The organism is Parvimonas parva, assembly GCF_016552165.1.
GTDB classification, from domain to species: Bacteria; Bacillota; Clostridia; order Tissierellales; family Peptoniphilaceae; genus Parvimonas; species Parvimonas parva.
Map to the genome: position 1 here is coordinate 1 of NZ_JACVDA010000011.1, position 26,454 is coordinate 26,454.

At 28.5% G+C, this 26,454-nt stretch carries 26 protein-coding genes; 1 reads left to right on the top strand and 25 read right to left on the bottom strand.

Going from position 1 to position 26,454, the window contains the following annotated elements; translation table 11 throughout:
- Positions 1 to 111 precede the first annotated feature (111 nt).
- The 23 genes from IBJ83_RS04570 to IBJ83_RS04680 all read right to left on the bottom strand — a co-directional run bounded on the left by IBJ83_RS04570 (position 112) and on the right by IBJ83_RS04680 (position 22,085).
- Positions 112 to 624, bottom strand: a complete 513-nt coding sequence (locus IBJ83_RS04570) for a GNAT family N-acetyltransferase (protein WP_201275555.1) — start codon at positions 622 to 624, stop codon at positions 112 to 114.
- 11 nt (positions 625 to 635) lie between these two features.
- Entirely contained in the window at positions 636 to 2,168 is a 1,533-nt protein-coding gene (locus IBJ83_RS04575) for a ClC family H(+)/Cl(-) exchange transporter (protein WP_201275556.1), read from the bottom strand.
- A 108-nt stretch (positions 2,169 to 2,276) separates the two neighbouring features.
- Entirely contained in the window at positions 2,277 to 2,792 is a 516-nt protein-coding gene (locus IBJ83_RS04580) for a hypothetical protein (protein ID WP_068474832.1), read from the bottom strand.
- A gap of 3 nt (positions 2,793 to 2,795) precedes the next feature.
- Positions 2,796 to 4,004, bottom strand: coding sequence for an AAA family ATPase (locus tag IBJ83_RS04585; RefSeq protein ID WP_201275557.1), 1,209 nt, complete (start codon positions 4,002 to 4,004; stop codon positions 2,796 to 2,798).
- Between the two features lie 97 nt (positions 4,005 to 4,101).
- Positions 4,102 to 4,809: a pseudouridine synthase gene (locus IBJ83_RS04590; protein WP_201275558.1), complete on the bottom strand. Its 708-nt coding sequence runs from the start codon at positions 4,807 to 4,809 to the stop codon at positions 4,102 to 4,104.
- Complete coding sequence (locus tag IBJ83_RS04595; protein WP_201275559.1) at positions 4,809 to 5,399, bottom strand: hypothetical protein; 591 nt, start codon at positions 5,397 to 5,399, stop codon at positions 4,809 to 4,811. The genes IBJ83_RS04590 and IBJ83_RS04595 overlap by 1 nt, the downstream gene beginning before the upstream one ends.
- Complete coding sequence (locus tag IBJ83_RS04600) at positions 5,399 to 6,280, bottom strand: DMT family transporter (RefSeq protein ID WP_201275560.1); 882 nt, start codon at positions 6,278 to 6,280, stop codon at positions 5,399 to 5,401. The genes IBJ83_RS04595 and IBJ83_RS04600 overlap by 1 nt, the downstream gene beginning before the upstream one ends.
- Positions 6,281 to 6,289: 9 nt before the next feature.
- Positions 6,290 to 6,754 (bottom strand): 8-oxo-dGTP diphosphatase, encoded by a 465-nt coding sequence (locus tag IBJ83_RS04605; RefSeq protein WP_201275561.1) that lies wholly within the window; start codon positions 6,752 to 6,754, stop codon positions 6,290 to 6,292.
- Between the two features lie 149 nt (positions 6,755 to 6,903).
- A complete protein-coding gene (locus tag IBJ83_RS04610; RefSeq protein WP_201275562.1) occupies positions 6,904 to 8,079 on the bottom strand; it encodes a D-alanyl-D-alanine carboxypeptidase family protein in 1,176 nt (391 codons plus the stop codon).
- Between the two features lie 9 nt (positions 8,080 to 8,088).
- Positions 8,089 to 9,354, bottom strand: coding sequence for a serine--tRNA ligase (gene serS, locus IBJ83_RS04615; RefSeq protein ID WP_201275563.1), 1,266 nt, complete (start codon positions 9,352 to 9,354; stop codon positions 8,089 to 8,091).
- 2 nt (positions 9,355 to 9,356) lie between these two features.
- A complete protein-coding gene (locus IBJ83_RS04620; RefSeq protein ID WP_201275564.1) occupies positions 9,357 to 10,541 on the bottom strand; it encodes an AI-2E family transporter in 1,185 nt (394 codons plus the stop codon).
- A gap of 9 nt (positions 10,542 to 10,550) precedes the next feature.
- Positions 10,551 to 11,531, bottom strand: coding sequence for an ATP-binding protein (locus tag IBJ83_RS04625; protein ID WP_201275565.1), 981 nt, complete (start codon positions 11,529 to 11,531; stop codon positions 10,551 to 10,553).
- Positions 11,532 to 11,533: 2 nt separating this feature from the next.
- Entirely contained in the window at positions 11,534 to 12,289 is a 756-nt protein-coding gene (locus IBJ83_RS04630) for a DnaD domain-containing protein (protein ID WP_201275566.1), read from the bottom strand.
- 2 nt (positions 12,290 to 12,291) lie between these two features.
- Complete coding sequence (locus tag IBJ83_RS04635) at positions 12,292 to 12,885, bottom strand: GNAT family N-acetyltransferase (RefSeq protein WP_231698866.1); 594 nt, start codon at positions 12,883 to 12,885, stop codon at positions 12,292 to 12,294.
- A complete protein-coding gene (gene dnaB / locus IBJ83_RS04640; RefSeq protein WP_201275567.1) occupies positions 12,878 to 14,200 on the bottom strand; it encodes a replicative DNA helicase in 1,323 nt (440 codons plus the stop codon). Before dnaB ends, IBJ83_RS04635 begins: the two co-directional genes overlap by 8 nt.
- A 3-nt stretch (positions 14,201 to 14,203) precedes the next feature.
- Complete coding sequence (gene rplI, locus IBJ83_RS04645) at positions 14,204 to 14,650, bottom strand: 50S ribosomal protein L9 (protein ID WP_068474793.1); 447 nt, start codon at positions 14,648 to 14,650, stop codon at positions 14,204 to 14,206.
- Positions 14,631 to 16,628, bottom strand: a complete 1,998-nt coding sequence (locus tag IBJ83_RS04650; RefSeq protein WP_201275568.1) for a DHH family phosphoesterase — start codon at positions 16,626 to 16,628, stop codon at positions 14,631 to 14,633. Before IBJ83_RS04650 ends, rplI begins: the two co-directional genes overlap by 20 nt.
- The gene (locus IBJ83_RS04655) at positions 16,613 to 17,470 is read right to left on the bottom strand and encodes a DUF2232 domain-containing protein (protein ID WP_201275569.1); all 858 of its coding nucleotides are present in this window, start codon (positions 17,468 to 17,470) and stop codon (positions 16,613 to 16,615) included. Before IBJ83_RS04655 ends, IBJ83_RS04650 begins: the two co-directional genes overlap by 16 nt.
- Before the next feature lie 246 nt (positions 17,471 to 17,716).
- The gene (locus tag IBJ83_RS04660) at positions 17,717 to 18,364 is read right to left on the bottom strand and encodes a cupin domain-containing protein (protein WP_201275570.1); all 648 of its coding nucleotides are present in this window, start codon (positions 18,362 to 18,364) and stop codon (positions 17,717 to 17,719) included.
- A gap of 1 nt (position 18,365) precedes the next feature.
- The gene (locus tag IBJ83_RS04665; RefSeq protein ID WP_201275571.1) at positions 18,366 to 19,169 is read right to left on the bottom strand and encodes an ABC transporter ATP-binding protein; all 804 of its coding nucleotides are present in this window, start codon (positions 19,167 to 19,169) and stop codon (positions 18,366 to 18,368) included.
- Positions 19,156 to 20,184 (bottom strand): FecCD family ABC transporter permease, encoded by a 1,029-nt coding sequence (locus tag IBJ83_RS04670; RefSeq protein ID WP_201275572.1) that lies wholly within the window; start codon positions 20,182 to 20,184, stop codon positions 19,156 to 19,158. The genes IBJ83_RS04665 and IBJ83_RS04670 overlap by 14 nt, the downstream gene beginning before the upstream one ends.
- Positions 20,181 to 21,326 (bottom strand): ABC transporter substrate-binding protein, encoded by a 1,146-nt coding sequence (locus IBJ83_RS04675; protein WP_201275573.1) that lies wholly within the window; start codon positions 21,324 to 21,326, stop codon positions 20,181 to 20,183. Before IBJ83_RS04675 ends, IBJ83_RS04670 begins: the two co-directional genes overlap by 4 nt.
- Complete coding sequence (locus IBJ83_RS04680) at positions 21,327 to 22,085, bottom strand: class I SAM-dependent methyltransferase (RefSeq protein WP_068474676.1); 759 nt, start codon at positions 22,083 to 22,085, stop codon at positions 21,327 to 21,329.
- Between the two features lie 96 nt (positions 22,086 to 22,181).
- On the opposite strand from IBJ83_RS04680, the gene IBJ83_RS04685 reads away from it, so the two are divergent.
- Positions 22,182 to 22,775 carry a Crp/Fnr family transcriptional regulator gene (locus IBJ83_RS04685; protein ID WP_201275574.1) on the top strand — a complete coding sequence of 198 codons (594 nt, stop codon included), beginning with the start codon at positions 22,182 to 22,184 and terminating at the stop codon, positions 22,773 to 22,775.
- Between the two features lie 125 nt (positions 22,776 to 22,900).
- Here the strand turns inward: IBJ83_RS04685 and IBJ83_RS04690 are convergent, their stop codons facing one another.
- Both IBJ83_RS04690 and IBJ83_RS04695 read right to left on the bottom strand, forming a co-directional pair.
- On the bottom strand, positions 22,901 to 23,095 hold the full coding sequence (locus tag IBJ83_RS04690; RefSeq protein ID WP_231698867.1) for a hypothetical protein: 195 nt from the start codon (positions 23,093 to 23,095) through the stop codon (positions 22,901 to 22,903).
- Positions 23,096 to 23,383: 288 nt separating this feature from the next.
- Positions 23,384 to 26,350: a hypothetical protein gene (locus IBJ83_RS04695; protein WP_201275575.1), complete on the bottom strand. Its 2,967-nt coding sequence runs from the start codon at positions 26,348 to 26,350 to the stop codon at positions 23,384 to 23,386.
- Positions 26,351 to 26,454 lie beyond the last annotated feature (104 nt).

Here is a 26,454-nt window from a genome sequence, read left to right on the forward strand (position 1 = left end):
TTTGTTCAATTACTATTATACCTCTTTGAGATGTTTTTTTCTATTCTTACTGGCTAACTTAATTTTACAATATGGGAAAATGATTAGCCTATTAGACTAATCATTTTTTAACTACTTATTTAAATATAATACAATCGAAGTTTCATATTCTCCATTCGGATACTCAAATGGGTTTATCAAATCTTTAAATCCTAATTTATGATAAAAATTAATTACTTTTTCATTTTCAAATTTTTTTGTAGATAACAAAATTTTATCTCCTTTAAAATTTTCAATTAAACATTTCATTAATTCTTTTCCATAACCCTTTGATTGGTATTTTTCAAGAACAGCAAGTTCATTTAATTCAAAAGCATTTTTATACCAATCAGTTCCTTTTGGTAATTTTTCATCTATCTGCATAGCCCACCAATTTTCTTTTAAAAAATCAACTCCATATACAAATCCAATAAGTTTTTCCTCTTCAAAAGCTCCACATATAATAATATTTAATCCTAAACTTTCATCAATTCTAGTAACCAAAAAATCTGCAGTAGAATCATCTGTTTTAAAAACTTCTTTATATATTTTTGCAATTTCATATTTTTTATTTTTAATTTCTTCCAAAGTTAAAAGTTTAATCATAATTTTTTCTCCTAATTATTTTGACAAATTTTTTGTAGCTCATTGAATGTATCAAACAATTTATTTTCTCCAACAAGTATATTTATAACATCACCGTTTATTATTGTTGTTTCTCCGTTTGGAATTATCTCTTCAATACCTCTGTCAATATTTATAATTAACATACCTTTTGGAAATTTCACTTCTTTTATTTTCTTGTTTTCTATTTCGCTTCCGATTTCAACAACTATACTCATAGTCATTTTTTCTCCATCTTTTGAAGATGCAATATTTTCTCTTTCCATCAATCTTTCTAAAAGATATTCATAAATTGGTAGTGATTTTAAATAGTTCGGTAATGCGTAAGTTATAAGACAAACTATTGAAAGTGGCAATAAATATGAAAGATTACCTGTCATTTCAAAAATCAAAATTATCGAAGTAAGTGGCGCCCTAACGATTGCTGTCAAGTACCCTGCCATTCCAAGAATAATAAAACTGTTTATATATATAGGGTCAACTATTTTTCCAAAAATTGTTCCAATCGTTGCTCCTAAAACTAATATTGGGAAAAATATTCCTCCCGGAACTCCTGAACTAAAACAAATTATTGAAAATAATAATTTTACTATAAAAATTAGAACTAAAGTATAAATCGGAAAATTAGCGCTTTGTAATTCTTTCATCAAGAATCCGCCACCACCTAATAAATTTGGCATAAATGCTAAAATTAAAATAGGTAATAAAAAGTATGGTAGCATTTTGTATTCTTGCTTTAGTTTTAATTTATCTTGAACTTTCATAAAAATATCCATTAGAAAAGTGTAAAGCACTCCCAAAAGAGATAGAACAATAGCAAACAAAATCAAAGTCCAATAGTTAATCAAAGGTAATTTTTCAGTTAAACTAAAATTAAATACAGTTTCTGTTCCATATAAAATTTTTGAAACTAAATCTGCACTAATCGTAGCTCCCATACAAACAACAAGAAGTTTTTTGCTGATATGTCTATGTATCTCTTCAACGGCAAACAAAATTCCGGCAACTGGTGCGTTAAAAGCGGCAGAAAGACCTGCACTTGCTCCACAAGTTATTAAAAACTTTTCAACGGTTTTATTTTTCTTAAGCTTCCTTGAAACTAATTTACCACTCATAGCTCCAATTTGGATTGACGGACCTTCACGACCAACAGAAAAACCGGCTAATGCAGTTAAAGCGCCACCAAAAATTTTTGCAAACAAAACTTTAGCAGGATTCGGATTGATATAACCCTTTATTTCAGCCTCAACCTGTGGTATCCCTGAGCCACCACAAAGTTTTGAGAATTTTTTAAATTTCGTTACTAAAAAAGAAATTAAAATAAGTAAAGCAAAAATAATAGGATAAGCATAAAAATTAGTTCTAGTAAAATTTATTATAATTTCTAAAATATGTTCTATTCCATGAATTATATAACGATAAAAACTTGAAAGCCCCCCTGCAACAATTCCTACTAAAATTCCATAAAAAAGTAATTTCACATCCTCAACTCTCTGATTATCACTAAGATTTTCTAAATTTTTCATAAAAACTCCTATTCTCTATAAATTAAATAATTATATAATTATTTTATCACAAAATTTGCAAGAAAAAAAGTTTTGACAATCCTCAAAACTATCAAAACTTTATCTAATTTATTTAATTTTAAAAATTTTCTTATTATCTAAAATAGATAATTTAATATCTTTTGGAATCTGCTCTTTACATTCATCAAACCTTATATATAACTTGTTAAAATCTAAGTTTTTTAACCTATTCTTACAGTCATCACCCTGAATTTTTAAAAACATACTTTTAAATTTTTTATCCCCTGTTACGGAAAATAATTTATATAAATTATTTTTATTATTAATTCCTAATGCATAGACTAATTCATCTTCAAAATTTTGATTTTGAATAAAAACAAATTTTTTAGTTGCATTTATCTTTTTATAATTTTCTTTAAAAATACCCCAATTAGCTGAACTGAAAATATCAGAATCAAGTATTATATATACATTATCGTACCTTTCTCCAAAAATTCTATTATTTTTCTTACTATTTTGGAATAAATTACAACATTTAATTAAAGATTGTTTTTTCAATAAATCTTTGTAAATTCTAAAAAATTTTTCTTCAGTTTCACCTTCAACAATTATTAAATTACTCAAAATTTAATCCTCCCAAATACCATCCAAATTAGGATATATATCAAAATAATCATTTTGAACATAATTTTTTAATTTTCTATCATTTTTTATAATATATTTTTCAGGATTTACCACAAAAACACCTTCGTTATTTCTAGCTAAAAATGTATATGAATGATTTGGAATATTCAAATCCAATGAATTTTCATTATGAGTTGTAATAAAAAGTTGACTGTTTTCTTCAAGATTATAAATTATCTGTAAAATCAATGAATTTGATAATTTTGTATGCATATAAGCCATCTGTTCATCAAGATATATTAGTCCATTATAGTTTTCTATTTTTGAAATAAAATTAGCTAAAAAAATCGCCTCAACAGTCCCTCTGGATAATCTTTCTCTTACTGATGATGAAGTATTTCTATTTATTAATATTTTTTCTCCATTTTTAAATTTTATATAAAAACCTTCCTCAACTTCTTCATCAATCTTATCAATTCCGGTAGATTTTGCATTTCTAATTTCAACTATAGAATCATCTATAACTTTTAAATATTTTTCTACAGTCTTTATTGAATCAACATCTAATATATTTCTAACTTTTTCCTTTTCTTCTAAATCCTTGTCAAAACTATAGTAAAAAGATGCGTTATCCCAAAAATAATTTTTCAAAGTATATATAAACTTTGAATAATCTTCTTCAGTATTATAATTCGGCTCAAACTCTTCATTTATAACATCAGAAACAAAAACTTCCTTTGTATCTAAATTAAGTATTCTTTCTTTTTCTAAAAAATTTTTACTATTTAATAAATTTATATTTTCTTTATAATTAAAGGAACTATTTAATTTTATAAATCTTATTTTCTCACTGATAAGATAATTTTTAGCATCTTTTGGTTCCGTTGATAAAATAAATTCAAATAATCTATCTTCAACTGTAAAAATTATTTCAAAATTACTTTTTTTATCAGAATAAAATCTATTTATTAATTTATTTCCATTTCCTCCACATAAAAAATTTTCAAAATTACACAACAACTTGCCAAAAGTAGTTTTTCCGGAAGCATTTGACCCCATAATTATATTTACTTTTTTATACCTTATTTTTGGTGCATATTTTAAAGTTTCATCTTTTAATATTGAATTACTAACTTTTCTTGGAAAAGTAAAATTCACTTCAAAATCTTTAAACATATATAAATTGTCAATTTTAACATTTAAAACTATCATATATCTTCACCCCTATTTATATTATACTATAAATATATTTAAAGTCAATATATTCCGTTTTTTGGAATTTAAAAAAGTTTTGACATTAATCAAAACTTTATCTAAATATTTCTTCTATTTCGTTATTTGTAATTTCTCTATAATCTCCAAGTTCAAGCTCTTCATCTAAATCTAAATTTCCGATGCTGACCCTTTTAAGTTCTAAAACTTCGTTTCCTACATATTCAAACATTCTTTTTACTTGGTGAAATTTTCCTTCAGAAATTGTAAGGTAAATTTCTTTTTTTGAAAGCTCTTCAACTTTTGCATTTTCAGTTGTAAAGTCCTCTTTTTCAAAGTAAATTCCATTTTCTATTTTTTCTTTTTGCTCTTTTGTAAGCTCATCTCTTAAAGTAACAAAATATTTTTTATTTACTTTTTTCTTTGGATTTGTAACATTGTAGGAAAATTTCCCGTCATTTGTTAAAATCAAAAATCCTGTCGTATCTATATCAAGTCGTCCAACCGGAAATAGCTCCATATTTGAATATGGAAATTCAAGCAAATCTAAAACAGTTGGAAGTTTTACATCAAATGTTGCACTGATATAGTCCTTTGGTTTATTCAGCATCAAATAAGTAAATTCTTTATAAATCACTATTTCATCGTCAAACAAAATTTCATCTTTTTCAGTATCAACTTGTGTATTTGAACTTTTTAGGAGCTTTCCATTTACTTTAACTCTACAAGTTTTCAAAAACTTTTTAATTTCACTTCTTGAGCCAATCCCCATGTGACAAAGAAATCTATCAATTCTAATCTTCATTACTTTGTTATTAACTTGTTGCTATCTGTTAAGTTTTTGTATTTTAATGAATATTTTTTGAAAAGTCCATTTACAAAAGCCTCTCTGATTTCATGATATATAGCAACTTCCATATCAAATTCGTTGAAATATTGTTTGTGTATATCGTTATAAAGTACAAATTCCAATTCATTTTCTTCTTCTCTAACAACTGAAATTGAAACGTCGCAAGGAAGTCCGTCAAGCAATGTATCCATTAGTAATTCGTAAGCATCTTTCAAGCTTGAAATTTCATAGCAAGGAAAACTTGTTCCATATTCAAAACAGATTTTCTTTATCTCTTCAAGTGAAACTCCCTTATCCAAAAGTTTTTTCACAGTATAAGCAAATCTAATCTCAACATTTGAAACGGCTGTATGTAACCAGCCATGAATATTACTTTGGTCGATTACTTCTTCCAAATCTTCTGAAACTAAAGCAGGAAATAAACTTTCTACCTCGTTTTTTTCTTCTTCATTCAAAAATTTTTCTTCAATTGCAAAAGTCAATCTTTGTGCAATCAAAATCTTATCATACATCCAAAAATGTATAGGTGCTAAAAATGCGCTCATTATTTTTTTCTCCTTCTAACATCATTATTTAAAGATAACAGTAAAACTGCCAATACAATCAATCCACAACCAATAAGTTTAAATATAGTTAAAGATTCATTAAGGAATATTATACCCAAAATTACACTTGTAATCGGCTCAAAAGTACAAAGTATTGATGCTGTTGTCGCACCACAATATTTAACTCCAAGTTGCAAAAATGCATTACCGAAAATTGAAGTTAAAAATGAAATCAATATTGTAAGTCCCCAAGCTATTGGAGTAAGTGAAAAAGTTAATTGTCCTGTAACTTTTCCAAGCACAAAAAGTCCTGCAATATTGAATAAACTGATATACAAAGTACATTTGAATGGGTCCATATGTTTAAAACCACTCTTATCAAGATAAACCAAAAACAAACTATATGTTATACCTGATAAGGCAGCAAGAAATATCCCAAAAGCACTTCCTCCGGTAACCTCATCAACCAACATCACAATACCTATCATTGAAAAAACAAGAGCTGACATCTTCTTTAAAGTAATTTTTTCTTTAAAGAACAAAATACAAATAAAATAAACAACACATGGATAGATAAAATGTATTGTTGTAGCCATTCCGACTGAAATGTAATTATATGAAGCATAAAGTGCTGTTGTTGTAATTCCTATACCTAAAAAAGAAAGACCAATAAAATGTAAAAATTCTCTTTTAGTAATCTTCATAGGAGTTTGATTTTTCCTCATACCTACATACAAAAACGGAATGCCAAACAACGCCCTTAAAAAAGTAAGAGTAATTGCATTATTTCCTCCATCGTAAGTAAACTTTGCAAGTATTGGCGTAAAACCAAAAACAAATGCAGAAATAATTGTAAAAATAATTCCCTTAATAAAATTCATCACTACCCCCTAAAAAAATTCTTCTGTTTCAACTTCATCATTTTTATTCCACTTTACGATTAATTCGCTATAATCATCATTTAAAAACAAATCTAAAATCTTATCTATGCTGTAACTCTTCCCGTTGGCATTTCTAAACTCATCAATCCCAAACCAAGACAAAGTTCCCTCGACATTGTTTTCGATTAATTCTCCAGAAAAATCTTCAGTATAGTATAGAAAACCTAATTCTCTTTTATCTTTAATTTCATCAATCCAACTAACAGTTCCCTTTAGCTTTAAATTCTTTACAGTTAAACCCGTTTCTTCAAAAACCTCTCTAACACAAGAATCATACAAAACTTCTCCCTCTTCAACATGACCCCCAACAAAAGTAAGACCTTCCCAGCCATGCTTTTTAACCTTATCTAAAACCAAAATTTTATCATTCTCTCTATCATAAATCATACACATATTTTGTAAAACAGTATTCATAAATCCTCCGATATATTAAAAAATTAATACATTATTATAATTATATCATTTAAAGCATTGAATACACAATACACAACTTTATTGAGATAACAAATAACTAAACAATGCTAAAAATACAAAAAAATTCGACCTTTAAGTCGAATTTTTATCTATGGTAATATTGTATCTACTACTTCAAATATTGTTTTGAAGAATCTTCCTATTCTTTTTACAAAACCTGCTTTTGAATAATTTTCTTTTGCTACTAAGTCAATCGTTGCGATAACTTCTTGTGAGTTTTTAACTTTTATCTCGCCAACCTTATCGCCTTGTTTTAAAGGTAATTTAACTTCTCCAACATTTACTTCCGTATCGTAGTTAATTCCCTTCATTGAAACTCTTTCAACATCTTGTGCCGGAACCAATTCAACAAAACCATTGCTTGCTGATTTAACTTCTACTTTTTTTACAAATTTTTGAGCGTCTATAAGTTTTCTAGTTTCTATATTTTCCTTTGCATAGTTAAGCATATCTTTCATATATTGGGCTCTATCTGCCTGTGTTTTTGCTCCCATTAAAACAGAAATTATTCTAAATTCACTTTGTCCTTTTTTTATCTTCATCGTAGAAACTAAACAATATCCTGCCTCATCTGTATGTCCAGTTTTTAGTCCGTCAACTCCTTCAACCACTCCAACTAGTGGAATTGTACTTTCTTTTTTGAATTTTCTTGCAGGTTGTTCCAACACAGTAGTCTTTGCATATTCTAAAACTTCAGGATATTTTTCTATAATTGCTTTTGCCATTATAAAAATATCTCTTGATGACATTTTATTATCTTGTCCATTTTTCATAAGACCTGATGCATTTGAAAAAGTTGCATTTTGAAGCCCAAGTTCTTTTGCCTTTTCATTCATAATAGTAACAAATTTACTTTCACTTCCTGCAACTGTCTCTGCAAGAGCAACAGCTGAGTCATTTCCTGAAACAATCATAAGCCCGTCAAGTAAGTCCTTAATGCTAATTTCTTCTCCGGGAGCTAAATCTAAACTTGAGCCTTGTTCCGAACCAGCTGTTAAGGAAACTTTAACTTTATCTTCCATTTTAAGCTTTCCTTCAGCAATTTTTTCCTTTACAATATAGAAAGTCATAAGTTTTGAAATACTTGCTATTGACACAGGTTCATCTATATTTTCAGCAACGAATAAAGCTCCTGAATCGGCATCACCGATTAAAGACGCAGTAGTTTTCTTTTCAATTCCAAATATTGCATAAGATTTACTTGCTCCTGCAAAAAGAATTGAAAAAATTAACGCTAAACTAAGTATTGATTTTTTAAATTTCATAACACTCTCCTATTTTTTTATCTCATCTACTCCCATATACTTTCTTAAAACTTCAGGAATTTCTATGCTACCATCTGCTCTTTGATAATTTTCTAAAACAGCTGCAAAAGTTCTTCCAACTGCAAGTCCTGAACCGTTTAAAGTATGAACAAATTTAACTTTTCCGTCATTATCTCTAAATCTGATATTTGCACGTCTTGCTTGGAAATCTTCAAAGTTTGAACAAGAAGAAATTTCTACATATCTTCCATAACTTGGCATCCAAACTTCTATATCGTAAGTCTTTGCACTTGAAAAACCGATATCTCCAGTACATAGACAAACAACTCTATAAGGAATTTTTAAAAGTCTTAAAACTTCTTCTGCATCATTTGTAAGTCTTTCCAATTCATCATAACTATTTTCAGGATTTACAAATTTAACCATTTCTACTTTATCGAATTGATGATTTCTTATTAAGCCTCTCGTATCTCTTCCTGCTGAACCAGCCTCTTGTCTAAAGCAATAAGTAAAGGCTGTATAGTAAGTTGGAATTTTTTCAACTTCTAAAATTTCATTTGATAAAAGATTTGTAACAGGAACTTCAGCAGTTGGTGCCAAGAACATATCTTTTGATGGTACATAGAACATATCTTCTTCAAATTTTGGTAATTGTCCTGTTCCATACATTGAATTTCTGTTAATTAAAACAGGAACTCCCACTTCTTCGTAACCTTGTTCACTATGTAAATCTAACATAAAGTTTGTAAGTGCTCTTTCAAGTCTTGCACCCAATCCTTTAAAAACTGAAAATCTTGAGCCGGCAATCTTAACTGCTCTTTCAAAATCTAAAATATCTAAGTCAACACCTAAATCCCAATGTGCTTTAATTTCAAAATCAAATTCTTTAGGCTCTAAAAATTTTCTAATTTCCACATTGTCTTCATCACTCTTTCCAATAGGAATTTCTTTGTTAGGAGTGTTTGGAATACTTAAAAGTTCTTTTCTAATTTCTTCATCTAAATCTTTTACTTTAACATCAAGTTCTTTTATTTCATCAGAAAGAGCCTTCATTTCTTTAAAAAGTCCTGAAACATCTGCACCTTCTTTTTTTAACTTTGGAACTTGTTTTGAAACTTCATTTTGTCTTGCTTTTTTATTTTCAACTTCAAAAATTATTTCTCTTCTCTTTTCATCTAATTCAAGAACTCTATCTATATTATAATTTCCAAATCTTGAATTTAATCTTTCTATTACTTCCTCTTTATTCGCTCTAATTCTCTTTATATCTAACATTACTAAACCTCTTCCTTTTCAAAATCTTCTGCGGGATTTTTTATTGAATATCCCTTTTTTTCTAATCTAATTTCCACATATTCTTTTAATGTCGTATAAATTACAACAAAAATAGGTACTGAAAGTAAAAATCCTATAACTCCAAATAAACTTCCTCCAAGCACGAGTGCAAAAATAACCCAAAACGAGCTTATTCCCAAACTTTTGCCTGAAACTCTTGGCGAAATTACATTTGCATCTATCATAGCAACAATAACGACAATAAATAAGAACCATAAAGCCATTTTAAAAGTTGCTGTGAAAAGTAAAACTATAAAAATCGGTATTGCTCCAAGATAGCAACCAAACCATGGTATCAAATTTGTAAAACCAAGTATGAATGCAAACAAAAGAGCGTACTCAACTTTCATAAACAATAGAATTATGTAGAAAATAATCCCAACGATTATAGCTCCAATTCCCTTTGCTAAAAGATAAGACTTCAAAGTGTAATCAAATCTTTTTACAATCTTAAAAGTTATTTTATTTGCCTTTTTAGGGAAAATTGCTATCATAAATTTTTTCAATAGTCTTGAAAAATTTTCCTTATCATATAGTAAATACATCGATATTATTATAGCTAAAATTATATTTAAAAACAAGGAGATGACTCTAGTTGCAAAATTGGCAACCCAAGGAATCATATTAGCTAAAAACTTTGTTGAAAAATTTGTAAATTCATTTAGCTTTCCATTAATTACAACCCTAACCTCCGGACTTATTTCAATATTTTGTAAAATATTTTTTGCCTTTTCTACTCCGTCCTCAATAAAATATGGCGTTTGATTTACAAACATCTTTATATTTGAATAAAATTGTGGAATTATATATCTTAAAAGCAAAATTGCAAAAGTAAAAAATATAAAATAAGTTATAAGCATCGACATCATTCTGATATATTTATATTTTACTTTTTTAAAAAATTCAAAACTCAAAAAACAATTTTCAAAAAACTTTACAAAAAAGTTTAAGATATATGCGATTGAACCCCCTAATATAAAAGGAGTTAAAACATATCTGATATTTGTAGTATATGAAATTATAGATTTCATATTTAAAAATATGAAATAACAAAGTATTGAAATAGTAAATATTAAAACCCCGGTTATAACATTAACTGTATTTTTCTTTTCCCAATCAAATCTCATAACTACCTCCTACAATTTTATATTTTTTCCAATTTTATCTCTCAAATCAAAAGGTGGAAAGACAAAAAACTTAAAATTCCCTCTTATTCTACTTGCAACTCTTGAATCATAATTTTCAGCCAAATCATATTCTCCAAAATTTGAAGTTATAACAGTATTCAATCCCTTTTCAACCCTATAATCTAAAAGAGAACTTAAAAAGCTATTATTGTTTTTACTTAAAATTTCATTTCCAAGGTCATCTAAAACTAAAAAATCAACATTTCTTACAAAATCAATCCTATCTTGTAATTCTTTTTTATCCCTATAAAAACTGTAACTGTAATTTGCCATAAGTTCAAAAAATTCAGTTGCAGTTATAAAACAGGCACGCTTTCCTTTATCAAGCATATAGTTTACCATTGCTGATGCGAAATATGTTTTTCCTGCACCACTTTTGCCATGAAAAAAAAGTCCGTAATCTTTTGATTTTAAATTATCGCAGTAATCTTTAGCAAATGCTACAAGTTTTTCAACATAAATTCTCGAATCAACAAGTCTATTTCCAAGTTCAAAATTTCCTTCAAAAAGTGAAAAATCAAAATTAGAAAAGTTTTGTTCTCTCTTTTTGTTTGAAAAACCACTTTCTAAAACTCTGTCCTCAACTAAGTCCTTCATTATACAAGCACAAACTTTTCCGTTTACATATCCTGTATCTCTACATTTTTCACAACAATAAAATTTGCTAAAATAGTCTTTCGAAAAGCCGTTTTTCAAAAGCAAGTCTGAAATGCTCTTTTCAATTTTTTCAAACTCTTTTCTATCAGAAGAACAATCAATGTTTGAAAGTGTAGCTTTCATAATTTTTGTAGCCAAACTATTTTTTTTAGATATTAAATTTTCAATATTATCAATCGAAGAAAAAACTTTTTTTCTTCGATCTTCTTTAATCTTTTCTCTAATCAAAGGTCTTTTACTAAGACTTTTTAAAACTAAATCTTCTAAATTCATAATTAATACCTATCAAACAATTCAGACATCGCAGAATTTTTGTCATTTTTAATCTTTTCTCTCTTCTCTTCTTCTGTTAAAATATCTTCTTTTTCAATATATTTTTTAGTATTTCTACTGTATCTCTTAATTTTATTCTTATCTTTGTTTTCAAGATGATTTTTTAAATCTTCAATAGTAGAAATATTATTATCCCTCTTCCAAGCTCTTAAAATACCGATAATATAATCTGCCGACATACTTTTTCCAAGGCTTTTAGCATACTCATAAGCCTTATAAACTAAATCCATACTATGACCTGTTTCTTCGATATGCTCCATAATTTTAGTTATCTCATGAGGTTTTAAACTTAAGCCGGTAATCTCTTCAATTTTTTTAAAATATTCCTTATTGTCTATCATAGGTTTTTCTTTTGGAATTTCTTCGCCGTCATCATAAACTCCCCCTGCATAGAGAGCAAAATTATTTACAAATTCGATTCTTTCAACATTGCCATTATTATCCAAAGTGAAATCCAAAAGTTGATTGTTTTTCCAATATTTTAAAGCATTCATAACTTGAACATTCGAAAATCTCAACTCTTTTGCAATAAAATCTATCGACAATTCACTTTTATATGAGCCAAAAAGTCTTTTGTATAAAAACAAATAAACCTTAAGTGAAATCTCATCTACGATTGGCAAATAATTATCCAAAAACATATTTTCAATAGGAGTTACTCCCGGTTGAATAATTGACTTTTTAAAACTTATTTCCACTCCTATCCCACCTTTTCTAAAAATTTTAATCTATCTAATTTCATCGTAAAAATTTTTGAATAAATTATTCCGTTTTTTTCTTCAAAATATTCTTTACTTTCTTCATATCTCTTTAATTTTTGCATTTTTTGAACTTCGAAATCTCCTAAAAATTCACTTATCTTCTCAAAGCCAATTTTTTCATAGAGTTTTATCGCTCTTTGATTAAAAGCATTTACGTTTAACCAAATTGAATATTTGTCAAAATTTTCAAAGTAATATTCTAAAAACAATCTTAAAGCTTTAAAGCCATATCCTTTTGAGGAATACTTCGCATCTAAGCTAAGAGATAATTCAAAATTGCTGTTAAAAAAACTAACCCTACTAATCGACACATATCCAATTAAAATATCTTTCAAAAAAATTGCAAAATAATTATTTTTCTTCGACTTTATCATCTTTTCCCAATTTTTTATTTCCGAGTCTGTCAAAAAACAAAGATTGTAGTCGGTCAGTAAAATATCTTCGTAGGGGGAAAAGTTTTTAAAACTTTTCAAATCACTCTTTTCAAATTTTTTAATCTTAATATCTTCATCTTCAATTAAAAAATTATCCATTAAAAAGCTCCTTATCCCTATCAGTTTGAATATCTCCAAACCTCGTGCATTCCTTGATAAAGTTAAGCTCAACACTTCCGGTTTCACCATTTCTGTGCTTTGCAATAATCAATTCAATTTGATTTTTTATTTCAGCCTCTTCATTTTGATAATCTTCTCTATAAAGTAAAATTACAACGTCAGCATCTTGTTCGATTGCCCCTGATTCTCTAAGGTCGCTAAGTTTCGGTTTTCTTCCACTCTTTTCGCTATCACGAGATAACTGACTTAGTGCTAAAATCGGAACGTCCAATTCCTTTGCTAATGCCTTTAAATTTCTTGAAATTGTAGAAATTTCTTGTTGTCTATTTTCATTTCTTCCCTCGGAAGTCATAAGTTGTAAATAGTCTATCATAATAAAATCAAGACCACCATCTGCCTTAAGTCTTCTACATTTACTTCTAAGTTCAGTTATAGATATTCCTGCTGTATCGTCCATATAGATTGATTTAGTTGCTATAATGGAACTTGCCTCAAAAATATCGTCCCACTCATTTATATCACCGCTTATTAATTGTTTTAAATTCACAAGAGAAAGAGCACTTAACATTCTTTGTGCAAGTTGCGATTTACTCATTTCCAAAGAAAATATCGCAACTTTATAATCGCTCTTAGCTGCATTTAAAGCAATATTAACAGCTAATGCAGTTTTCCCAACAGAAGGTCTTGCTGCAAGTAAGATTAAATCTTTTCTTTGCATACCAAGTAAAATTCTATCCAAATCCACAAAGCCGGTCGGTATTCCTGTTACGGAGCCTTTGTTTTCACTTCTCTCAGAAAGAATCTCTATAAGCTCTTTTAATGTATCCTTTATATGAGTAAGCCCTGTTCTATTTTCGTTTTGTGATAATTCAAAGACTTGACTTTCAATAGACTCCAAAACTTTATCGTAATCTTCATTTTTATATGCCTTATCTTTTACATTATCAAGAATAAAAAGTAAATTTCTAGTATCGGCTTTATCCTTTACGATTTTACAATAACTTTCCATATTTGAAGAAAAAGCTACGGTATTCATAACTTCAACAACGCCTAGAACACCATTATTACTTTCTGTATCAAAACCCATTTGCTCCATTTTGCTTGTTATCGTAAGTGGGTCAATATTTTTATTTTCTCTTGATAATTCTAAGATAGAGCTAAAAATATCCTTGTGCCAAGTAGAGTAGAAATCTTTTCTTTTTAACTTTTCAAAAGCGTATTCTCTCTTTGTTGGCTCAGTAATCATAATCGACAAGACGCACTTTTCAGCATCTAAGTCGTAAATATTATGCATAAATTACTCCTTTTCAACAGAAACCTTAACAGTTGCAACTATTTCCGGATAAACTCTAACCGGAACTGTTATAGAGCAAAGTGATTTTATATTTTCCTTTAATTCAATCTTTCTCTTATCTATTTCAATTTTATGTTGTTTTTTCAAAGCATCACTAATGTCTTGAGAAGTTATTGAACCAAAAAGTTTATCTCCATTTCCTGTTTTAGTTTTTATAACTACTTCTAATTTTTCTAAAACTTCCTTTAATTCTTTTGCATTTTTTATATTTTCAGCCTCAATTCTTTTTAATTCAGCTTGTTCTTCTTCCCAAATTGCTAAATTTTCTTTAGTTGCCTCTTTAGCCAATCCATTAGGAATTAAAAAATTTCTGGCATAACCTGTCTTTGCATTAACAAGTTCTCCTGCCTTTCCAAAACTCTTTACGTCTTTAATTAAAATTACTTTCATCTATATTTTCCTCCATTAAATATTCATCAATCGCTCTCTTTAATTTCTCTATTGCCTCTTCCATCGAACAATTAAGTCTTGCTCCGGCAGAAGTATAATGACCTCCACCACCAAGTTTTTCTAAAATTAATTGAACGGAAATTTTTCCAAGACTTCTTCCACTGATATGAATTTGTCCTGAAACGATAGTTAAAACAAAACTACATTCTATATCCAAAACGCCAAGCAAATCGTCAGCAGATTGTGCTGCGATTAACATCGACTCTTCAAGTTCTTCAGGGAAAACTCCAATACAAATATAATTTCTGTATGAAATTGCATTTGACAATACATTTGATTTTAATTTTATCGTATTGAAATTATCTTTGAAAAGGTGTTTTACTGCTATACTATCTGCTCCAAAACGCTTTAAGTAAGATGCCATTTCAAAAGTTCTTACACCGGTTTGGTAGTAGAAATTTTTTGTATCGACAACAATCCCTGCAAGTAGAGCCTCTGCAACTAATTTATTTACATCGACTTTTTCAAACATATAATAAATTATTTCCGTTACAAGCTCGCAGGCAGATGACGCATAAGGTTCAAGATAAGTAAGCATTGGGTTTTCAACAAAATCTTTTCCCATTCTATGGTGGTCGATAACCACTATTTTAGAAGTTACGTCTAAAAGATATGGTGCCTCTGTCGATAATTTTCTTGAATTGTCAACAAGAATAACCAAACTTGTATCTTTACAAATATCATAAGCCTTTTCTGGAGAAATCATCATATTGATATAAGACGGCTCTCCAACTCTAATTCTATCATAAACATTTTTAATTGTAACGGGAACATCTTCCAATACCATATAGCAATCTTTTTTCAATTCCTTACAAATCGCCATAACTCCAAGACCTGCACCAAAACAATCCATATCCGGATTCTTATGTCCCATTACAAAAACTTCTGAAGATTCTTTAATCATCTTTTCAAGTGCTTGTGAAATAACTCTTGCCTTAACCTTATTTCTTTCAACACCTTTGCTATTTTTACCACCGTAAAATTCTAATTCTTCTCCATTTTTGAAAACCACTTGAGCGCCACCACGACCTAAAGCCATATCAAGCGCAGTTTGTGATTCTTTATATCTTTCAAAAGGATTTTTTCCTCCAATACCGACACCAACGCTTAAAGTCGGCTTGATATTTCCGGATATTTTTATTGCCTTTAATTTATCAAATATACTGAATTTATCATCTTTAACTTTTTGCAAAATAAAATTATTTAGTATTACAATATATTTTCCTGAATCATATTTCCTAACAATCGCACCGAAACTTGAAAAATAATTTATAATCATTTTGTCCATTTCAGCAACTAACAATGTTCTAAAGTCCTCGCTAGCATTACTTCTAACGTCCTCATAATTGTCAATATATATAAGAGCAGAGCTCAAAGTTTCATCATCATATTTCTTTTTTAAGTTTGAAAATTCCAAATTATCCAAAAGATATATAACTACATTAACATCGCCATTATCTTCATCTTTTACAACATTATAATAAACTATATAATCAAACTTTTCAGTTTTCCAAGCTACACTTCCCGATTTTTTTTCTAAAACTTTTAAAATATCAAAGCTCGAAATTTTGGCGTTAATATCTATCCCAACAATGTCTTGCCCTGCAAAAAGTTGTGAAAACTTTGGACTATACCATTTAACACGACCCTTGTTATTAAGCACAGCAATAGGAAATGGCATCTTATATACAACTTCACTTGCAATATTATTTAAAGAATCTCTATGTTTTTTTACGTCTTCTTCATATTCACTATTTTTATTCTTTATATAATACAAAATTAGAATAAAAGAAATGAATGTTAATAGAAACGATAAAATACCAAATATAAATTGAAAATAAAGCAAAAATGCTGAAATTACAATCATAAACAAAAACAAAACATAAAAATCTGATAATTTAATTAATTTCTTTTCCATCTCGACCCTCTCATAACAGAACTATAAATTCCTAAAACAAAATAAATCAGATAAATGATTATAAAAAATATCGACACTATACTGATAATATTTGCAACTATTTTGCCTAAATGTTTCTTTAAAAATACATTAAATTTGGCAAAACCTTGAACTAACATAATCTCTATAAAAATTAAAATCAAATTGTAACAAATTAGAGAAATCTTATAAAAATTCTCCCCTTTGTTTCCACTTGAAATAACCATCAAAAAAATAGTAATAACACTAAAAACAAGAAATTTAAAATCAAATGGTAAAATTATATCATCAGAATTTCTGTTGAATCCGTAAATTCTTTTAGTCAAGAAAGTGTAACCTAAAGTACAAAAAGCATAACTCAATCCAAAAGAAATAGCTGGATAAACATTTAACATTTGACTAACAAGCTCTTTTGCATCTTTTATATTTAAAACTTCCTTATATCCCTCAAAACCATTCAAAACCTCATTCATCGTATTCAAAAGAGTTTCATAAAAATTTACATTAAGTTTAATAATTAAGAAATCACTAACAAGTAAAACAGTCATAACAAATGCACTACCAAGTAAAACCTTATATCCATCTTTTGAATTGTCCATTCCCTTTATGATTACAAATGAAATCAAAACAGGAATAAGCGAAGTGAAATTTCCTAAAATAACAAGAGAGACTGCGACAAATAAACCAGATGAAATAAAATACGTTTTTAAATCTGATTTCTTATACAAAATCACCATTGGAACAAAACTCAACATATTAAGCATTGGAAACAAAACCATTGCCATACTTAAAAAATAGTATAAAAATATTTTTCTATCCTTCATTTCTTACCTCTATATCAAAAAGATTACTTACAAAAGTAAACTCCTATCCAGTTTTTTATTAATAGCTTAATTATATCACATTTTAAATTATAAATAAATGTATTCAACCATTAATTTAGGCAAGAAAAAAAACAGTAAAATTTGATTTACTGTTTAAAAATATGTTTTATTACAATTTCAATCTCACAAAAATATAATAATCTTCGATAGTATCAGATTTATGATTGAAAAATCATTCAATCTTTTTTATTTATCTATAGATAAGATTAACATCATCTTAAATTTTGTAATTGCAGTTACGTTGTGGATTACATTTTCCGGAAATACTATTTGTTCTCCTGATTCAATCTCAACTTCTTTATCTCCAACAAGAAGCTTTGCCTTGCCCTCAAGTGCTACGACAAGAGCATCTCCGGGAGCTTTGTGTGGTTTTAGGCCCTCACCTGCATCAAAAGCTAGTAGAACAACCTTAAACTTGTCTTTTGATACAAGGTCAATGTTTGCGATTCCTCCATCCACATAATCTAAATAGTCAACTAGTTTAATTTTTTTCCCTTTGTCAATGTTTTTCATTTCTTCCTCCTCTAAGTTAATTGCGATTTCTAAAAATATACTTTTTTCCCTTGTCTCTATGTCAAAAAGTTTATTTTTTTCAAAAAGTATTAGTTCATTATTTATAAGTCTTTCATTATTAAATTTAAGCTCGCCTTTTAAAACAAAATATAATCTTTCTTCAGCATAAAATTCAGGGGAAATACTGGTGTTTTGATCAAGACTCATAAGTAAGATGTGAAGATTATATAAATCTACAAGTTTCTTGCTTATAGTTTGATTGTCTTTTATGGGTATGACCTCTTCTAGTGTCAATATTTTTCCCTTACTGATGTTTTTCATTTTAATCACCTACTATGCTAATGGGTATTACAGTATTATATTCTTTCTTATCTTTTTTTATTTTTTCAAGTATAACCTCTACGCTAAATGCTTCTTTCATATTTCCCTTACAGATAATATCGGATATTTTGCCTATTTTATGTCTGCCATTGTGCATTAACATCAAACATTTATCTGCTACTTCAAGAGCGTGGGTCGGGTAATGAGTATTTATAATAACACTGATATTGTCTATTTTGGATAGTTTTTTGATTAATGAAATTATTTTTAGCTGATTTTTAAAATCAAGCCCACTTTCCGGCTCATCTAATATGATTAATCTCGGATCTGAAATTAAGGCTCTGGCTATGAGAACCATCTGGAGTTCTCCTCCACTCATCACTGAACATGACTTATCTTTAAGATTTTCTATAGCTAAGCTTTTCATAAGATTTTCTGCCTTTTCATATTCTCTTGCACCCGGTTTTGCAAATGGTCCAATCTTGCTGGAAAGCCCTAACACTACCATATCTATTCCGGAATATTCAAAAGAAAATGACCTTTTTTGTGGAACATATGATATCTTAGACCATAATTCCCTTCTACTATAACTTGAAACATCCTTTTCATCGATAAAACTACTGCCTAATTTCCATTTTTCAAAATCACATATACATCTTATAAGACTTGTTTTGCCAACTCCATTAGGCCCCAGAATAGATAAAACTTCACCTTGTTCAAGGACGAATGACAAATCTTTAAATAATATTTGATTTTCGTAAAAATAAAATCCTGCATCTTTTAATTCTAACTTAATTGAAACCACCCCCAGTTTTTCTAATTAAACTTATAAAAATCGGAGCTCCAATTATTGCTGTAAGAACTGATATAGGTAATTCTATTACAGAAACGGTCCTTGATAAGGCTTCTATTAGTACCATAAGACTTGCTCCTAAAGATAAACTAATAGGTAGGGTATGAGTGTTGTTTGCTCCCACCATCATCCTTGCCATATGAGGAATTATTAAACCAACCCATCCGACTTGACCACACATTGATATAGATGAGGCTGTAATTAGTGTTGATGCAAATATGAAAATAAGTCTGGTTTTTTTAACATTAACTCCTAAACTTTTTGCTTCATCTTCTGATAAACTCATAATATTTAGCTTAAATATCAAAAGTCTTATTAAAATTATCCCAAAAATTATTAGGGGTGCTGAAAGTATCAAGTTTTTATAAGATGATCTTGCAAAAGAGCCCATAAGCCAATAACTGATGGCTGGCAACTTGTCTGTCGGGTCTGCCGTATATTTTAATAAGGATGCTAAGGCATTTGACAATGACGAAACGACAAGACCTGCTAAAATAAGCATTATTGTCGATGACTTAGTCCTAGTCTTTCCTATATATAGGGTTAATACAACTCCAATTAATCCAAAAACTAAAGCTAAGGCTTGAATGGATAGGTTTGAAAATGATAGGAGTATGCCGATTACGGCTCCAAGACTTGCAGCTGAACTTACGCCTAAAATGTCCGGAGTTGCCAAGGGGTTTGAAAAAACCCCTTGAAAAGAAAGACCGGCTGCGGAAAGACCTGCTCCTACTACTAAACCTGTAATAATTCTTGGTAATCTTACATTTATTATTACTGATTCGAGCATGGGATCAAATTCTCTCCCACCTAGATAAGCGTTAAAAAATTTTATAATTTGTCCAATGCTTAAAGGCATTCTCCCAATAGCAAGTGCAAAAATGCTAATTAATATGGGTAAACTTATGAGAATTATATGTGCGCTTGCTTTTATTTTTTTATCCTTAATAAAGATTTTTTTAATCATATACTAAACATATCCTCAATTTGTTCATCATTTAATTCATAATTATACCATTTTTGATAATATTCTTTAATCATAGACTTAAGGTCATAGTCCTTAAATTCATCTGGATAAGTTGATTTTGCAAGCCAAGCTAGCACAAGCGGACCATCCGGATTTGGTGTAAACCAATTCCACATACCAAGCTTAGTGTTATAAACTTTTTTATCCTTGACTGCTTTCATATTTGAAAAATCAATACCTTCTACTGAATTTTTAAATACATCTTTTGTTGTAATGTCAAGAAGACCTGGACCGTCAAGATACAGTATATCCGGATTCCATTTATAAATTTGTTCTACAGTAACTTTAGCAAAACCTTTTGCTTCGTCAGCCAGATTTTTAACACCTATTCTCTTTAGCCAAAAATCTCCAAACACTCCCTTACCGGCAACCATTGGTACACCTTGAGTATATTTCCATAAAATCATGCCGGTTGGTTTTTTGCTATCATCTATTTTTGCAATTCTTTCTTCAACATCTTTTACAATTTCTTGACCTGCTTTTATAAAGTCATTTGTTTTTCCACTTTCACCAAAAACATCTTCAAGAAGTTTTAACCATTGTGTGTATCTATCTATTGGATCAGCCGGACCATTTGTACCAACAGTAGCAAAGCCTACACATGGTATGCCCGTTTTAGATAAGGCTTCATAATGTCCTTTATTTGATGCGTTGTAGAAAATAACATCCGGTTTAAGTTTCATTATTTCCTCAATATTTATGTCAGATTGAGCTTTAACAGTATTTTGACTATCAAGAAGTTCCGGAGCTATATCCTTTAATACTGTATTTGAAATTACTTGCTTAAGTGAACCGGCATATCCCACTATATTTGGAGCCTTTCCATGATGATAAGCCATGTAAGTAGATAAAATAGGAATCTGATCTATTACTATTCTTTCGATTTTTTCCGGAACTTCTACCTTATTACCTGCATGGTCTGTGATTGTCCTAGTTTTTTTCTTTTCTTCCTTTTTCTCAGTTTGAGTCGCGTTCTTGTTTTCTGATTTTTGTTCGGTTTTCTTATTGCCACAAGCAGTCAGACCTGTTGAGGCAAGCAATGTCAAACATAAAATTAATGATATTTTTTTAATAGCTTTCATCTAATCCTCCTTTTTACTTGCTGAAACTATATAAGAATTTTTTGTACTTTTAGATCTCTCTAACATTTTTGTAAATCTATCCCTATTTTCTTCTGAATAAGCTTTTTTATAAAAATTCGCAGCCCCAATCGGTCCCTCATCTTTTATGATTGTATCTCTATCTAAGAGAATCATCTTGCCGGTTCTTTGTGAAAAAGGTCTAAAAGAATTTTCTATAAACAGTTTATTCCAATTTTCTACGGTTAGAGGATACACATCCATGTTTGTAAATTTTGAAAGTTGTCTTCTTATATCTTCACTTTGATTTTCCACTGCTACATCATGAGTTAATAAGTATCCTCCTTTTTTTAAAACCCTGTGATAATTTTTAAGAGCTTTTGCTTTTTCTTCATTTGGAAGCATGGTAAGCATTGCCTCATTAATTATTAAATCAAATGTTTCATCCTCAAACTCCAAATTCAAGGCATTCATATTCATAACTTCAATTTCTTTGTCTAAACCTAAAAGCTTTATATTCTCTAAGGCTTGGTCTATGGCAATTTGGTCGATGTCTATGCCTATTATTTTGCATTTATATTTAGTATAAAGTCTTATGAGATTATCCCCTCTATTGCAAGCAACTTCCAAAATGCGCATATCTTTATCGATTTGAACCTGATCAAGTAACCAATCGGTCATAATACCGCCACCCGGTCTAAGTCTTGTTCTACCAAGCATTTTTAAAAAATCATGTCCAAATATAATTTTGTTTTGTTCCATATCATTTCCTCCTTATTGACAATAATATTCATTACGTATATAATTATAACATAAATACTTATTATTACAGTTGCTAAAGCAACGGGAAGGGCTATTATGGACGAAATTATTTTAAAAAGCGAATTATTTTATGGCTTAGAGGAATCTACTATAGAGCACATACTTTCTTGTATCGACAATAAGATCTTAAATTTTACTAAAGATGAGTATCTATATGATTTTTCAGAAGGTTTTAAGGCCGGTATTGTTTTAAACGGAAGAATTGATTTATTAACAATAGATAATGATAGAGAGATTATAGATAGGATTTATAATATTTCCGATTCTTTTTCTATAAATTTTTCCTCCCTAACTGATAGATTTATGGTTGCAAAAAAAGATTCCAAAGTTTTAGTCCTTGATATTAGCAAAATCTTTGAAAAAAATAAAAAGTCCTGTTCAAGCAGACCGATTTTTATGGAAAATATTATAAAATTGTATAATGAACAAATTTCATACTTAACTTACAAGTTAGATATATATTCTAAACCTAAGATTAGGGAAAAAATTAATAAATATATAGACAGATATGGTAAAGACTCCCTATTTTCTAATAAATTATCCAGAGAGGATTTGGCGAAATTTTTAGCTTGTAATAGACCCGCCCTTTCGAGAGAGTTATCTCTTATGAAAAAAGAGGGATTAATATAAAAGTATTGCTTATAGGACTGACTAAATATAAACAAAAATTACAAAAAATCAGTCCTAATAAGCTATTGTCTTATTTTAAACCCATGCTATCTTTAGCTCTTCCATAAACAAATCTCAATATTGCATTAGGTTCTACTTTTACCGTCATCTACCACTGCTAAAATTAAATTCTTTTCATCTTTTAAATTTTTTACAATTTTTTCCTCATTCCAAATTCTTTCGTCAGGTTCATACATCATAAAATCTGTTTCACTATCTATAATTTTTAAACAATCATAAAAATCTTTAGCATCAGTATCTAGCAATTTTCTAATTTCCATAAATTTCTCCAATTTTAAGTTTCATTTAATATAAATATTTTATAATATAATTAGATTTTATCAAAAAGAATATTTTGTATTTTTTTTGTTTTTATATTATAATTAAATTGTAAATTTTTTATTTAAGGAGGCAATATGAAAAGTATAAAAATTGATGAATTTAAAAACTTTTTATCTATATTTTTTCATTTTTTCTATTGAAATTTTTTTCTACTTTAAATTTAATAAATTTCTTTTTAAACAAAAACCCCAAATCTTTTGTTCTGATTTGAGGTTTTAGATTATAAATTATTTATTTTTCTTTTTTGAATAAAGAAAACCAGCTAAACTTGTTACTGCTAATAACATAGTTGAATTTGAAATATTAGTTTTTGGAAGACCTTTGTTACTTTTTGTATTTTTTTGTTTTGTTTGTTTAACTTCACTCTTATCTTTTTTATCGTCTTCCTTCTTGTTTAAAACATGAATTTGTGTTTTGGCATAACCATTTTTAAATTTAAACTCAAGATTATGATTTCCTTCTGTTAAAGAATTTTTAAATTCTTGAGTAAACTCAATGATTGTACTACCTGATTTTAAATTATACATTGATGAATCAACAATTTTCCCATCTAATAATACTTTTTCGAAGTTTTTAACATCTTCATCTAATCTAAAGTATAATTTATTGTCATCATTTTTAGTAACAGTTTGATTTTTACCATATAAAAATTCAATTACCTTAGGATTGTTGTTATTTTGTTTATCTGATGAATTATTATTCTTTCCTTTTTCGAACTTAGCTTTTAAAGAATTAACTTTTTCTTCAAGTTCTTTTATTTTTTTGTTAAGCTCATCAATTTCATTTTGTTTTTTACTTCCAGATTGTTTTGCATTTTCTAACTCTTGCTTAGCTTTTTCAAGTTCTTGTTTAATTTTTTCAAGTTCTTTTCTAGTTTTTTCTGAATCTTGTTTTGATTTTTCAAGCTCTTGTTTAATTTTTTCAAGTTCTTTTTTTGTGTTTTCTAAAATTCTTTCAAGTTCTTTTTTTTCTCTTTCTCCAACTATTGATGGAGCATTTTCTGTACTTAATTTATCTAATAAGTCTTTATTCGGAGCAGTATATCCATTCCAATTTGGTGTTTCATTTTGAAGTTTAGAGTCTTCAATCGAATTTGTAGATTTTTTACCATCTATTGCATATCCTTTTGCTTTTTTGCCAATAGTTATTGAGTCAAATACAGCTTTTCCACCTTCATTCTTACTCATATAACTATTTCCACCATGCAAATATGCATTATCAACAGTAATTGTTCCATTACCTGAAACTCCATTTCCACCTTTGCCTGAAAATCTACCATTTCCTCCAACAGCAATTAAAGTTCCTTTTCCTGCTACTGTTCCCTCTAATTTTAAAGCATCTCCTCCATTACTTGTAAGAGCATAGCGACCGCCTGCAAAAAGTCCAAGTTTTGCATCTTTTTCAATAGTTAATGTTTTACCTTTTGCAATCTCCATTGCTCCTTGTCCTTTATATTGTTCACCTGTAGGAGCTTCATCTCCACGTATAAATACATTACCTTTTATAGTTGCATTACCTTGAACACTCACAACTGGAGTTTGTATATGTTTTGCATTTTTCCCATCAGTTAAATAATTGGCATTTGAATAAATAACAGAGTTTTGTAATGTTGCACCATCTTTTAAAATTATTTGACCGTTTATAGAAGATCCACTTGCAAAACTCTTATGATAGTCATCATAATTTACTTCAAGAGTTCCACCATTTTCAACTGTTATTTTTCCATATAATGATGAATCTGAAAGATTAAGTTTACCACCGTCTTTTACTACGATATTTACAGAACTTAAAATTTTCATATTTATAAGATAAAGTTCTCCTGTAACAATTAAAGTTTGAGTTGTAGATTCATTTTCTCCTATTGGATATCCAAGTTCTGAATATTTTCCACTTTCCCTTGAACCGAACCAAAGTTTTAGATTTTTTGGAACTGTTACTTCTTCCTTATCTTTTCCAAACTTCTTGATTACCCAAGGCTTCATATCCCATTCTTTTTTTGTTTCAGGATTTTTTAAGGCTCTAAATTCACTCTCAACCAATCTTTCTTCAAGAGTAACTTCATTTGAATCAAAAACTTCAAAATCTAATTTATTTGATTTTATCTTTTCATCTTTTGATTGAACAAAAACTTTATAATTTCCTTTTTTAGTTGGAATTCCTGATAATCTAATACTGTTATCCATTTTAGAATATTTTGCTTGCATACCGGAATCTTCAGAAATAATTTTTGCTTCTAATTGCAAATCATTTGCTACATCTTTTGCATCTTTAAAATCTGAATCCGCTGGTTTTTCTTTGTCTGTATAGGCAATTTGTAATTTTACATTACTATTTTTATTTGAATTTACTCCACCACCAGTAGCAGAGGAAACAGCGTCATATTTTTGTTGACCTATAATTGCCGCTTCAAAAGAACCAACTATTCTTAAATGATATTTTTTAGAATAATTACTCTCTTTCTTAACAAACTCTTTTCCCTTTCTCTCAAAAGAAACTGAAGAATTGTCGTCAAAAACAAATTTAACTATATGTCCGTCTGGCACTTTTTGTCCAAGATACAAAACTTTATTTTCTTCGTCTATAAAATAACTATCTCCAAAAACTGCACCCTTACTACTTTTTTTTCTAAATTCTTTACCATTTACAAGAACTTTCTTAATCTTACTAATTTTATCTTTAGGTTCAATAGAATATTTATTTTCAAAGTTTAATTCATTAATTGCTTTTAATGAAAATTCATTATTTTCTTTATTATCAGGAGTTTCATTTGGTGTAGAAGGTTTTTTATTGTTATTTTCTTCTATTTTTATAAAATTATCTCCATCTTTTTTAAATGAAATAGTACTTTTATCTTTAAACTCAATTTTTATTACTTCATTATCCTTTGGATCCTGACCAAGATATAAACAGTTATTTGATAAATCTAAATAAAATGCTTTTCTAAATACTGCAGCTTTATTATCTTTTTTTACATATTCATTATTTTCTACAAAAATTTTTGCTATTTCCTTTAATTTATCTTTAGGCGTAATTTCATATTTATCACTACTTCCCAATCTACCTTTGATAAATTTTAAAGAAATATCATCTTTTTGTTCTTGTGTTGTCGTTTTTGCATTTAAAACTTGCATTTGACTAATTGGAATTAAGCACATTGAAAGGCTTAAAACAATTGCAGTAAATTTTTTCTTCATATAAACCTCCGAATTTTTTAATATAAATTGATTTGCAATATCGTTATTGATTATATTATATATCAATATATAAAGTCAAGTATTTTAAAAAAATTTCGCCTCTT

Excerpts from the sequence above, each read along its gene's own strand:
- IBJ83_RS04595 (WP_201275559.1), bottom strand. The coding sequence starts at position 5,399 with ATGAGCGCATTTTTAGCACCTATACATTTTTGGATGTATGATAAGATT.
- IBJ83_RS04590 (WP_201275558.1), bottom strand. The coding sequence starts at position 4,809 with ATGAAGATTAGAATTGATAGATTTCTTTGTCACATGGGGATTGGCTCA.
- IBJ83_RS04670 (WP_201275572.1), bottom strand. The coding sequence starts at position 20,184 with ATGATTAAAAAAATCTTTATTAAGGATAAAAAAATAAAAGCAAGCGCA.
- IBJ83_RS04605 (WP_201275561.1), bottom strand. The coding sequence starts at position 6,754 with ATGAATACTGTTTTACAAAATATGTGTATGATTTATGATAGAGAGAAT.
- IBJ83_RS04575 (WP_201275556.1), bottom strand. The coding sequence starts at position 2,168 with ATGAAAAATTTAGAAAATCTTAGTGATAATCAGAGAGTTGAGGATGTG.
- IBJ83_RS04690 (WP_231698867.1), bottom strand. The coding sequence starts at position 23,095 with ATGGAAATTAGAAAATTGCTAGATACTGATGCTAAAGATTTTTATGAT.
- dnaB (WP_201275567.1), bottom strand. The coding sequence starts at position 14,200 with ATGCATAATATTTACGACTTAGATGCTGAAAAGTGCGTCTTGTCGATT.
- IBJ83_RS04570 (WP_201275555.1), bottom strand. The coding sequence starts at position 624 with ATGATTAAACTTTTAACTTTGGAAGAAATTAAAAATAAAAAATATGAA.
- IBJ83_RS04585 (WP_201275557.1), bottom strand. The coding sequence starts at position 4,004 with ATGATAGTTTTAAATGTTAAAATTGACAATTTATATATGTTTAAAGAT.
- IBJ83_RS04660 (WP_201275570.1), bottom strand. The coding sequence starts at position 18,364 with ATGAAAAACATCAGTAAGGGAAAAATATTGACACTAGAAGAGGTCATA.
- IBJ83_RS04655 (WP_201275569.1), bottom strand. The coding sequence starts at position 17,470 with ATGAAGGATAGAAAAATATTTTTATACTATTTTTTAAGTATGGCAATG.
- IBJ83_RS04650 (WP_201275568.1), bottom strand. The coding sequence starts at position 16,628 with ATGGAAAAGAAATTAATTAAATTATCAGATTTTTATGTTTTGTTTTTG.
- IBJ83_RS04680 (WP_068474676.1), bottom strand. The coding sequence starts at position 22,085 with ATGGAACAAAACAAAATTATATTTGGACATGATTTTTTAAAAATGCTT.
- IBJ83_RS04625 (WP_201275565.1), bottom strand. The coding sequence starts at position 11,531 with ATGAATTTAGAAGATTTAGTTTTAAAAAGTCTTAGTAAAAGACCTTTG.
- IBJ83_RS04695 (WP_201275575.1), bottom strand. The coding sequence starts at position 26,350 with ATGAAGAAAAAATTTACTGCAATTGTTTTAAGCCTTTCAATGTGCTTA.
- IBJ83_RS04635 (WP_231698866.1), bottom strand. The coding sequence starts at position 12,885 with ATGGATAATTTTTTAATTGAAGATGAAGATATTAAGATTAAAAAATTT.
- IBJ83_RS04600 (WP_201275560.1), bottom strand. The coding sequence starts at position 6,280 with ATGAATTTTATTAAGGGAATTATTTTTACAATTATTTCTGCATTTGTT.
- IBJ83_RS04620 (WP_201275564.1), bottom strand. The coding sequence starts at position 10,541 with ATGAGATTTGATTGGGAAAAGAAAAATACAGTTAATGTTATAACCGGG.
- IBJ83_RS04675 (WP_201275573.1), bottom strand. The coding sequence starts at position 21,326 with ATGAAAGCTATTAAAAAAATATCATTAATTTTATGTTTGACATTGCTT.
- IBJ83_RS04685 (WP_201275574.1), top strand. The coding sequence starts at position 22,182 with ATGGACGAAATTATTTTAAAAAGCGAATTATTTTATGGCTTAGAGGAA.
- rplI (WP_068474793.1), bottom strand. The coding sequence starts at position 14,650 with ATGAAAGTAATTTTAATTAAAGACGTAAAGAGTTTTGGAAAGGCAGGA.
- serS (WP_201275563.1), bottom strand. The coding sequence starts at position 9,354 with ATGTTAGATATAAAGAGAATTAGAGCGAATAAAGAGGAAGTAATAGAA.
- IBJ83_RS04610 (WP_201275562.1), bottom strand. The coding sequence starts at position 8,079 with ATGAAATTTAAAAAATCAATACTTAGTTTAGCGTTAATTTTTTCAATT.